This is a genomic window from Pseudomonadota bacterium (assembly GCA_026388255.1).
Classification (GTDB): domain Bacteria; phylum Desulfobacterota; class Syntrophorhabdia; order Syntrophorhabdales; family Syntrophorhabdaceae; genus JAPLKB01.
Genome location: JAPLKC010000026.1, coordinates 13199 through 24783 on the forward strand (window position 1 = coordinate 13199; position 11585 = coordinate 24783).

General features: G+C 37.4%; 7 protein-coding genes and 3 pseudogenes. 1 reads left to right on the top strand and 9 read right to left on the bottom strand.

Annotated features, from left to right (window positions below):
- Positions 1 to 156: 156 nt before the first annotated feature.
- Together NT178_02735 and NT178_02740 are read right to left on the bottom strand one after the other, a co-directional pair.
- Positions 157 to 1944: an O-antigen ligase family protein gene (locus NT178_02735; protein ID MCX5811446.1), complete on the bottom strand. Its 1788-nt coding sequence runs from the start codon at positions 1942 to 1944 to the stop codon at positions 157 to 159.
- The gene (locus NT178_02740) at positions 1941 to 4061 is read right to left on the bottom strand and encodes a YfhO family protein (GenBank protein MCX5811447.1); all 2121 of its coding nucleotides are present in this window, start codon (positions 4059 to 4061) and stop codon (positions 1941 to 1943) included. The genes NT178_02735 and NT178_02740 overlap by 4 nt, the downstream gene beginning before the upstream one ends.
- 20 nt (positions 4062 to 4081) lie before the next feature.
- Here NT178_02740 and NT178_02745 point away from each other — a divergent pair, with 20 nt between their 5' ends.
- Positions 4082 to 4222 (top strand): hypothetical protein, encoded by a 141-nt coding sequence (locus NT178_02745; GenBank protein MCX5811448.1) that lies wholly within the window; start codon positions 4082 to 4084, stop codon positions 4220 to 4222.
- Positions 4223 to 4685: 463 nt separating this feature from the next.
- Here NT178_02745 and NT178_02750 read toward each other — a convergent pair.
- From NT178_02750 to NT178_02780, 7 genes and pseudogenes are all read right to left on the bottom strand, one after another.
- Positions 4686 to 4790: pseudogene (locus NT178_02750) on the bottom strand (prepilin-type N-terminal cleavage/methylation domain-containing protein).
- Positions 4791 to 5305: 515 nt separating this feature from the next.
- A pseudogene (locus NT178_02755) lies at positions 5306 to 5410 on the bottom strand (prepilin-type N-terminal cleavage/methylation domain-containing protein).
- Between the two features lie 369 nt (positions 5411 to 5779).
- Positions 5780 to 5884, bottom strand: a pseudogene (locus NT178_02760) (prepilin-type N-terminal cleavage/methylation domain-containing protein).
- A gap of 378 nt (positions 5885 to 6262) precedes the next feature.
- On the bottom strand, positions 6263 to 7618 hold the full coding sequence (locus tag NT178_02765) for a sigma-54 dependent transcriptional regulator (protein ID MCX5811449.1): 1356 nt from the start codon (positions 7616 to 7618) through the stop codon (positions 6263 to 6265).
- Entirely contained in the window at positions 7615 to 8643 is a 1029-nt protein-coding gene (locus NT178_02770; protein MCX5811450.1) for a HAMP domain-containing sensor histidine kinase, read from the bottom strand. The genes NT178_02765 and NT178_02770 overlap by 4 nt, the downstream gene beginning before the upstream one ends.
- A 3-nt stretch (positions 8644 to 8646) precedes the next feature.
- A complete protein-coding gene (locus tag NT178_02775) occupies positions 8647 to 9867 on the bottom strand; it encodes a type II secretion system F family protein (protein MCX5811451.1) in 1221 nt (406 codons plus the stop codon).
- Between the two features lies 1 nt (position 9868).
- On the bottom strand, positions 9869 to 11560 hold the full coding sequence (locus tag NT178_02780) for an ATPase, T2SS/T4P/T4SS family (GenBank protein ID MCX5811452.1): 1692 nt from the start codon (positions 11558 to 11560) through the stop codon (positions 9869 to 9871).
- Positions 11561 to 11585: the final 25 nt, after the last annotated feature.

Here is an 11585-nt window from a genome sequence, read left to right on the forward strand (position 1 = left end):
GATGGTGCTTGCACAAATATGACAGAAAATAGAAATCAGGTGTTTTTGCAAGGGTATCTGAATTTGTTTTTGACTATTCACTGTTCACTAACGACTATTCACTGTAGTTAAGATCCGAGATATGCTTCACGAGATACGACCGGCAGAAAGAGCCGCCTAAGGTGTGATTTGTTGTTTTACTGCAGCAAGCCCCTTTAGTCTCTCCGCCTTCTCGCTGTAATTCCTATAGAGCTTCAGATTGCCTTCAGCTCTGGAGCATTCTGCAAGTTTAAGGCAAGCCAGGATTCTTAGAGGATCGAGTGGAGCATATTTGCTAAGAAATTTATCCACGTCCATTAAAAGTTTAACGGACTCAGCAAACCTTCCTGTTGCTTTGTAAAAATTTGCCATTTCAATTTTATACATCTGATTGTAAGGAAATAGCTCCGTTGCCTTAACAAGATATCTTTCTGATAACTCGTGCTTACCGGTATTGAAGTAAAACTTTGCAATGCCGATATATATTTCGCCATTAACACTATTTAAATTTAACGCTTTTAAGTAGTACTTTTCCGTATCTTGCGACAATTGTTCGCTTTTCTGCTTAGATGACATATATATCTGACTTAAGAAATCGGCCATACTTTCCTGGACCATTGATGAAGCGTAACTAAAAGAAGAAGCATAAAACAAATATTTGTAAGCCCCGTCTATATCCTGACTTTCAACAGTATTTTTTGCCTTATTTAAATAGTAAAAACCGATATATTGTGGAACTATCAAAGCAAAGAAGAAAATCAGGATTGAATAATTGGCAGCTTTTTTCATCCATGCCTTGACTTCAATAAAATTAATCGTACTATCCGTCTCTGTAACTATTAAAGCAGCGAGGGTATAAAATATCACCTGAAAGGGAGGAGCAGGGAAATTATACTCAACAAGGTTATGAAATAAATATGCAAACAGCGCAGCTTTAAAAAAATAATTAGTTGAAAATATAGATCTTTTTAACACAATTATGACAAATAACGCAAAGAATATAAAACCGATTATGCCTAATTCAACAAGTATGTTAAGAAACATATTGTGCGTATGGACTTGCATTCTTTGCAGATAAGGATTGGCTATTGTTTTAATAAGGCCGAGATATGAATTTATGCCATGGCCGAAAAAAGGTGATTTTAAAAAAAGCTTTAACGTATCCTGATGTTGATAGTATTTTTGAACAATACTTTTGGTTCCCTTTTCCAAGGTGGCATTTACAGGTGAGATTGCGTTATGTTGCACTGTCATAAAAAGATCCAGGATATACGGAAAAATCAGATAAAATGCAAATGCAACAGAAGCCCCAAAAATTAGACGGATAAATGCCTTTTTTTCTTTACTTTTAAATAAAAAATATAAAACTACAAGAAGCGACAAAAACATAGAAAGTATCCCGGCCCGTGATGTTGACATTAGATCTGAAAATATCAGAAATGATGTAATCCAGACCAGGGACGTCTTTTTATATTTCCAGTATAAATACATGGATAAAGGGATAAGTGGCGTAAGAAAACCGGAATAGGTATTCGGATTATAAAAAAAACCTTTAGGAGTATCATGGATTGCCTGAAATGCTCCAAGGGCAGCGTTTATAACACCGCAAAAAACGAGAACAAAAAGCAGTCTGTCTTCCCAGTTCTCATAATTTCTTAGCATTAAATAAAGCAGTCCGCCGGATAGCAAGGAAGACGAAAACATAATAGAAGCCCATTTATCCTCAGCCCATAAAGCAGATGCTGCTGCATAGAGAGAAAAAATCAAAACAACAAGCACATCTTTTTTTATTTTTATAGAAGGAGAAAACCACAAAAAGAGGATAATTGTGAGAATAAAAAATATTAGAATTCCATATGCCGGAGATAAATAGCCGCCTAAAAGAGAAGCGTATGCGGCAATGCACAAGAGCATAATGCTTTTCATTTACGCCTCTTAATAATATAAACAGATAAAGCTATACCGATTATTGTCAGAAAGGCGCCTGAATAAAAGGAAAGCGGTACATACTTTAAAACAACGGAATGCTTGCCCTTTGGGGCTTCAATTGCCCGGAAAGCAAGGTTTGCCCTGTATATCCTGGTCTGTCTGCCGTCAATGTATGCCTTCCAGCCCGGATAGAATGTATCGCTTACATATAAAAACATATCCTTATCAGCCTCATATTCCAGGATAACCGTGTTAGCCAGATATGACACCAGTTTTACTTTACCTTTATGCTCATTTTTAGTTTTTTGATTTTTAATTTCAGGTCCTCGAGTTCTAACTGTTATTTTATTATTTTTTATATCAACAGGCTTGCTGTCTTTGATAACAAGATTATTTTTATTGCCTTCAGTATCAGTTATCAATATTAATTCCTTTTTCAGATCAATACTTTTATCCTTAAGTTTTTCAATGGCTGTTGCTTCGTTATTTACAAAATGAATCTTGTCAAAAAGGAGAAACCTGTCGGTATGCGCCAAATACTCATAAAGATACACCTTTTTCCCGCCAATTTTAATACTGTTAATAGTTTTAAATTTATTGTCTTTAATTTTATAAGATGCAATTAAATATCGGATGCCGGATGCGTCAAGTCCCCTTTTCGCCTCTTCAATGGTACCAGTGCCAAACATTGTGTTTAGGAATATCTCATTTTGTTTTACTCTCAATACTTCAGAGCCGCTGGCAGCATATAACCCGAATATCGGTGCATATGCTGCAGCCAGAATTCCCCGGTCTTGAGGAAATTTATTAAATTCAGCATTTGTTTTTGGCGTAACAAAAAAACGTTCGGTATTTTTGGAAGTTATGAGATTATTTAAAAAATCATGATTTTCCATATATGCTTTCCATGGGATAGTGGCATAAAAGCTATAACTGGCGAGAAATAGGTCTGTTGTTAATAAAATAAGCAGTATCTGCAGAACAATCTTTTTATGTTTTACCCTGAGATATATAAGTAACATGAGACAAAAGAGAAATGAAAAAAAGAGAAATCTTTTGACATTATGGAGATTAAAATTAATATCATGATACGCAGGGGGTTTAATCCCAATTTTATCAAGAAAATTATATATATTATCATTGAAAAGGACAACATATCCCCAGATAAGGACCAGTATAAATCCGAAATAAAATGAAATATATACGACATTTTTTACCCGCCCTGTATTTTCAGCTATACCTTTTCTGAAAACATCAAGGCCAAGACCTGATGTAACTGCAATAACAAAGAAAAAGACAAAGAGGAATTTCACAGGATATCGAACACTGCTGAAAGGAGGAATATGATATAAAAGTTTGTACAGCAGTGTATTGCCTCCAAGAGCAAATAAAAAAGATATAAAGATGAGCGTTATAAAGATCCATTTCCTTCTGTCTCTGGATACAAAATAAAATGAAGATAAAACAAAGGGGATAACGCCAAGGTACACCGTTTTTAACCATGATTGGTTTTGCCAGTATTTTTGAGTGTCCAGCATATAACCATAAAAATCCGGTAAAAAAAATTGTATAAAATCCTTCCATGCAAAAGACCATATTGTTGCCTCAAAATAACTCAAGCCGCTTGCCCGTATGCTGTTTGTTTTTAATTCGTAAAAGGGAAACAACTGGATTGAAGAAAGAAGCATAAATAGCAATATAACAAGAGAGATAGCAATTGCCCTTTCTTTTATTCCCTTCCATATTGTATTAATGAAACCCGAAGGGGTTTCATCGGTTGTAAATAAATTGAGAAAGATTGATATGATTATTAATACAAATATTGTCATAATAACAATCTCAGGCGCTCCGGCAAGGAACTGCATGGTAAGCGAAATTGCCGTATATGCTAAATATCTTTTATGCTTATCGTCAAAATATTTAAGAAAAAACATAATAATAAGAGGAAACCATGATACCGAAAAGAGATGGGGAAGTAGATTATGGACAGACATGAGGTAGCCTGAGAGCATAAAAACAACTCCACCGGCAAAGGAAGCTGTTTTTGAAGCCTTACAGTATCTCAAAAAAAGGCATGTAGTTACACCGGCAAAGTAAAAATGTAAAATAATCAACCAGTTCCAGACAATATTGAATGGAAATAAAAGATATAGAATGTGAGGCGGGTAAAAAACACCCGGCTGCAGGGTTGCAAGCAGGGGGATGCCCGAATAGTTATAGGGATTCCATAATGGGAACTGAAAGGATTTTGCAAGCTCTACCCATAGAATTTTAGGAGGTATAAAGAAAACAGACAAGTCCCTTTCTATAAAGATAGTTTTTGAAGACAGAACAGGATTAAAATAAATTATAACGATAATAAAGAGTAAAATATTGGCAAAGATCATTTTTTCAGAAGATCATTCACAAAAAAAGGGATACTGAAATCCCCCTTTTTTATTCTTCAATAAATATTACCAGTTAGCACCGGTAGTGGTTATGCCTGCATATGTTGTAGGAACGTTGGGAAGCGGATTCATAGAGAACTGAAATTCAAACCCGGAAACATTGATCGTAATGGTATTGCCGCCAGGAGCGGTTACGGTTATGCCTTGATAGTCCATATTGCCTAAAATATTGCTCCACGTGTATGAGCCGGTCTGGCTATTCATCAACATGGTTGAATACTGAATTATATTCGCACCCCTTGCGGCCCCGAGAAAGCCTTGCGCCACGCCTCTTGCAGCCTGTTTATGAAGATCGGTGTACTTAGGAACTGCGACAGCAGCGAGTATCCCGAGGACGATGATAATGATAATTAATTCGATGAGCGTAAAACCTTTTTTATTTCTTAATAATTTTATCAAACATCCCGCCTTTTATTTGTTTATATTTTAGAGCATCACAAGATGTAAAACAATCCATATTTATTCCTGCTAAACTTAATTCATTCTTGTACTCACACATCCTTTTAAAAATTGTTTTTTATTAATCTGAAAGGAGGGCGTGATATGACCCTCCTTGTATTCAAAAATTGTTAGACATCTCTTACGATCATAATACTAGTACATAGATTTAAATATGTTCTCTGTAACCCTCATCATGGCGAATTTCTTGTTATATTGCCAAGGGTGGTCGGTACATTAGGAGTCGGACTAACTGAATATATATAAGTACTTCCACTAATTATTGCGGTTACGGTGGTGCCTACCGGTGTGCCTAACGTTATTCCGTCAGCTTGTACTTGACTAATTATGGCTGACATTGAATATTCTCCTGTTGTATTATTAAGCAGTCTGTTAGAAAATACAATACTGTTAGCGCTTCTCATGGTGCCAAGCAATGCATCAGCCGCCGCATCTGCCGCATTCTTTCTCATATCAATATACTTAGGGACTGCTACTGCAGCAAGGATGCCGAGTATGATGATAATGATAACAAGCTCGATGAGCGTAAAACCTTTTGAGTTCCTGATTGTTTTTATTTGACACCTCCTGTTTATTCTATGGTGTTTTTTTCTATCATGTTTATACTGCTTATATCTGCACATATTGCGCAATGTTTACCTGCAAATCCCATTTTGCTACCTTGTTATATTGCCGAGAGTGGTTGGTACATTAGGAGTCGGGTTCAGCGTATATAAATAAGTACTTCCGCCGACCGTTGCGCTTACAGTTGTATTCCCCGGCGTACCGAACGTTACCCCGTCAGCCTGTACCTGATTTACAATAACTCCCATTGTGTAAGTGCCTGTTGTGTTGTTGAGCAACCTGTTTGAGAATAAAATGCTGTTAGCGCTTCTCATGGTGCCAAGCAACGCATCAGCCGCACCGTCAGCGGCATTTTTTCTCATATCAATATACTTCGGGACTGCAACTGCAGCAAGTATACCAAGTATGATGATGATAATAACAAGTTCGATGAGTGTAAAACCTTTTGAGTTTTTGATCGCATCCATTTAAAAAACCTCCATGCTTTGATTTCTATATTGCACTATTAAAAGCAATTTTTATACCACACAATTGATGTTTTCATTAATAACCAGTAAATTTATTTTGCAAAGATAGTAATCAAGTAAATTGAAGCAGTTATTTATGTAGGTTTTTCCTACAGCAACAGCATTATGTTAATAAAATAAAATCATCGACAAAAATACATCACAATTTTTGTAGTTGTACTACAAAATATGGAGATAATTTAATGCTTCCTTGATCTCAATGCCAGTATTGAGATTAAAATTAAGGATGATAATAAAAGCGGCAAAAACAAGAATGGACCCACATGGATTGTATTTATAAAACACACAAATTATCGCAAATTGTATGCCCTGATAATCTTATTCCGGCAATGTTTCCACATTGTACTTTTTTACCCTGTACCACATACTTCTCTCAGTAATGCCAAGAAGTTTTGCTGCCTTGCCCTGGTGCCCTTTTGTCCTGCTTAATGCATCCATTATCATTTTTCTTTCTACTTCAGAAATTGCCACATCCAGAGTTTTGCCTGATGAAAATATATCCTGAACCGAAAAGTCACCGCGCAGGTAAAGCGGTAAATCGTCTATAGTGACAATGCCCCTTTCACACATTATGGATGATCTCTTTATTACATTGATAAGCTCTCTTACATTTCCGGGCCACTCATGCTCCGCCAGTATGTTTTTTACCGCAGGTTCAATCTTTATAAAATCTCCTGTATCTTTTGAGGCATCAAGCAAAAAACGGTCTATTAAATGGTTCAGATCTTCTTTTCTTTCCCGTAACGGCGGTATAATTATGTGAATCTGCGAAAGCCTGTGAAATAGATCTTCCCTGAATTTTCCGTTTTTTATTTCTGTTTCGAGAACTTTGTTTGTAGTTGCCATTATTCTCAGATTAATTTTTCGATTCTTTACCCCTCCCAATCTTTCAATTTCCCTTGTTTCGATAACCCTTAAAAGCTTTGCCTGAAGATAAGGGCTCATCTCCCCGATCTCGTCAAGTACAATTGTGCCGTTGTCAGCCAGTTCGAACTTCCCCTGTTTCGTCTGTGCTGCGCCGGTAAAAGCCCCACGCTCATAACCGAAAAGCTCGCTCTCAAGCAGGTTATCGGGTATTGAAGCGCAATTCACAACAACAAACATACCCTTCCTTTTTGACAATTTATGGATCAGATGAGCAATTACTTCTTTTCCAACACCTGTTTCTCCTGTAATTAATACAGATATGTCCTTCTCGGCAATTTTTTCTACAGTCCTGAATATTTCTCTCATGGAGGCAGTTTTGCCCACAACTCCATAATATTCCGTATCGGAAAGTTCTTCTTCCTTTGTGTGCTCAATAGCTTCCTCAATTCCTTTTTTATGCAGGACTCTTTTTACCATGATCTTCAGTTCATCAAGTGCAATAGGTTTAATAAAAAAATCGGTTGCACCGCGTTCTATTGCTTCCATGGCATTTTTCTTTGTTCCAAAGGCTGTAATAATAATTATAGGGGTATTGACCTTTTTTTTGATCTCATGGATGGCGGTTAAACCATCAACCCCTGGAAGTTTAATATCCATTATAATAAGAGCAATATTTCTGTTAATGTTTATGTATGCATCTTCGTACGATTCATAGGACGATACTGCATAGCCCTCTCCCTTTAAAGCTTCTTCAAGAAAAAACCTGACGCCGCCGTCATCCTCAATAATGATAATCTGTTCGTTCATTTAAAGCCTGGCAAAGTTATGGTGAATTTTGTTCCTTCATCACCTGTCTCAACGTTAATATCACCGCCATGCATCCTTATATTTCTGATGCTTATAAAAAGTCCGAGACCTCTTCCGCCCTTTCTTTTAGAAAAAAAGGGTTTAAATATCGCTTCAATGTCTTCGGTTTTGATGATTGAACTCTTATTGTATACCAGAATTGTAAGGATGTTGTTATTTTTTATTTCAATTCTTACGTATCCACCTTCAACTTCATGCTGAAAGGCGTTCTTCAATAGATTATAAACAGCCTGAAAAATTCTCGTTCTATCTCCTCTAAAAATGATACTTTCAGAATCAGTTACAAAATCACATTTTATATGGTTAAACTGTCCACGCAGGGTATTTAACGATTCTTTAACGATCAGATTTATGTCAAATTCTTCATGCTCTATCGAATCATCGGTAAAATCAAGCAATTCTTTTGTAAAAGCATCAATTTTTCTTGCAGAATCAAGTATTGCGTCAATATATGTTGTTGCCTGTTTCCCAATCAAATTTTCTCTCAAAAGCTCACTCATACCAGTTATGGTGTTAAGGGGATTTCTTACTTCATGGGCGACCATAAGGGACATGTAACCCAGCGGGACAATATAATCGAGCCTCTCAATATCTTTTTTTATATCGCTGTGCGTTTTTTCTCCGCCAAAGTCCTTCTGTTTTGCCAGTTCCGTCAATTTTTCTATGAGGGTATAAACCTCCATCATTTGACCTTTTTCTTTTCTGAATTCACCGAACCTGACAATGTGTTCGACCTTTTTCACCAGATTTATAACAGGTTGAGTGATTGCTGATATAATTAAAAAAGAACAAAGTGTAGAAAACAGAGAAACAACATAAATAAAAATAAAATAACTGCCGGAAAAATGTTTTGCACTTACATATCCAACCATGGCCGAGAGAATGCTTGTAAGAAACACAACAAAAGGTATAATGGTATTTAAACTATATCGTAAGTTCTTAGGATCATTAAATATGCTTTTCATTATCTATCCCCCTTTCAACGCTGACATCATATTCCACCAGGGCATCATTACGGCAAGGGCTAAAAATAATATCATGACAGACAAAACAACAGTCATGATTGGTTCTATCCATGCGGATAAACGGCCTATCGAATATGTAACCTCCCTGTCATAATGTATGGATACCTCCCGCAGCATCTCTTCGAGTGATCCCGTCTCCTCACCGGTTGATACAAGGTGTATAACGAGTGAGGGGAATATCTTACTTTCTTTTAACGGTTTTGATATGCCTTTGCCTTTTTCTATCTTACCCTGTATCTCAATGATTTTCTGCGCGATGTACTCATTTCCTACTGTTCTTGCAACTATTTCGAGAGTTCTAATTACAGGTACGCCTGCCCTTACCATATTCTCAAACATATAAGCAAAGCGGCTCATACATATTTTTAATATAATCTGTCCGATAATAGGGACCTTTAATTTATATTTGTCAAAGACCAATTTACCCTTTTTAGTTTGTATATAGAATATCAGGGCAGCAATAATGGCGGCGATAGCGCTGAAAGTATATACACCGTATGATTGAACCAGTGTATTGATAGAAAGCATGATTTTTGTGGGAAGCGGCAGTTCCACTTTAGAACTTTTAAATAAAACGGCAAAACGGGGTATTACAAATGTTACTATAACAAAAAAAGCTACAACTATGCCGCTTATAACCATTATCGGATATCGCATGGCAGATTTTAGCATCTCTTTTGTCTTCATTTGAAATTCCAGAATACCTGAAAGCTTTTCCAGGACATCTTCAAGCAAACCACCCATTTCTCCTGCCCTGACCATGCTGATGTACATTTCAGGGAATACTCCCTTATGCCTTTCGATAGCATCAGAAAAACCTGTACCCTTATCAATATCCTGATGAATGTTGCCTATAATCTGTTTCAGCTTTGGGCTTGTAGTTTGCTCTTCAAGCGCTTTAAGGCCGGATATAATTGGAATCCCTGCTTTCACAATAGTCTGGAGTTGCCTTGTAAAGAATATGAGATCATCATATTTGACCTTCTGATAGCGCATGAAAAAACCCTGTAAGTCTAAAGATCCTTTTTTTTCTTCAACGACCGATACAGGGAGCAAACCCATACCGTCAAGTTGCATGTAAACTATGCTCCTGTTCTCTGCTTCCATAATGCCCTGCACCAGAGAACCTCTGTCATCTCTTGCCCTGTAAGTGAATTTTCCCATACTAATCTATCTTTGTTGTATTTAAAGCTTCCTCAAGGGTGGTAATGCCGGCGATAGCTTTTTTCACTGCATCATCCTTCATTTCCGTCATGCCGTGTGCCTTTGCAGTCTTTTTTATGACTTCACTGGAAGATTTTTCAACAATTAGTGCTCGTATACTGTCGTCAACAATGAGGACTTCAAACACTCCCGTCCTTCCTTTATAACCCGTATATTTACATACAGGGCATCCCCTGCCTCTGTAAAGGGGGATATCTTCCTTAACATTTATACTGTCAAGAATTGATCTGGGAGGCATATATTCCTCTTTACATTCAGTACAAATTTTTCTTAACAGTCTCTGTGCAATCACGCATGTTAGCGATGATGCTACAAGAAAAGGCTCGACGCCCATTTCCACAAGCCTTGTCGCGGAACCTGCTGCATCATTTGTATGAAACGTGGAAAGTACGATATGACCCGTAAGGGCTGAATGGACTGCAATTGTTGCCGTTTCTCTGTCCCTTATCTCGCCTACCATTATAACGTCGGGGTCCTGCCTCAAAATTGCCCTTAAACCGACATCAAAGGTAAGGCCGGCTCTCGGGTTTACCTGAGACTGTGAAATTGATTCGATAGTATATTCAACTGGATCCTCTATGGTAATGATATTCTTTTCCGGTGTATTGATAAAGTTAAGGATGGCATATAGCGAAGTAGACTTGCCGCTTCCTGTAGGTCCTGTAGAAAGGATAAATCCGTAGGGTCTTTTTAAAACACTCTTAATTTTTTCTTCGTCTTCGGAAAAAAAACCTATCCTGTCTATACCATAGAGGGCGGCGCTTTTATCGAGCATCCTCAAGACAGCCTTTTCTCCGTATATTGTCGGATATGTAGAAACCCTTATGCCGAGATCTTTTGTACCTTCTTTTATATCGAACCGGCCATCCTGAGGTATTCTCGATTTAGCAATATCCATGCCCGCAACAATCTTTATTCTCGATACAATAGGAAGAAACATCTTTTTCGGCGGTGCAGGTATTTCTCTCAGCTTTCCATCTATCCTCATTCGAATCCTTAGTGTTTTTTCCCCTGGCTCTATATGAATATCACTTGCGTTATCGGCCACTGCCTGTGTAAGAAGACTGTTTACAAACCTTATTACAGGCTCTTCATCTCCTGGTTCAAAAGTGACTTTTTCCTCCTCCTCTTCCTCCTCGTGTTTGGCTGCCCCCTCTTCCTCTTTCATTTTTTGCAGGGTCTCTTCCACAATAGTTTTTACGCCATAATATTTTTCAAGAGCCCTCTTCATCTCTCCTTCGGTTGTTATGCAAGGATCTACTTCCATTCTTACAATTCTTGTAACCTCATCCATTGCATTTATATCCAGAGGGTCAACCATGGCAAGCTTTAAGATATTAAAACGTCTCTCAAAAGGCATGATGAGATAATTTTTTGCAATATCATCACTAATCAAGTTTGCCAGTTCTCTCGGAATGTCCTTTTCGTCAAGAATAACGATAGGTATTCCAAGTTGTTTGCTGACTGTATCAATAATGTCCCTTTCTGTAAGAAAACCCATCCTGATAAGTACTTTACCAAGTCTCTCACCGTATTTTCTTTGTTCAATAAGCGCTTTGGAAAGATCTTCCTCTCGCAGTCTTTTAGCTTCTATAAGGATTTCGCCCAGCTTTTTTCTTATCCGTTGAATCATTTATTGTTTCCTGCCCCCTGATGTT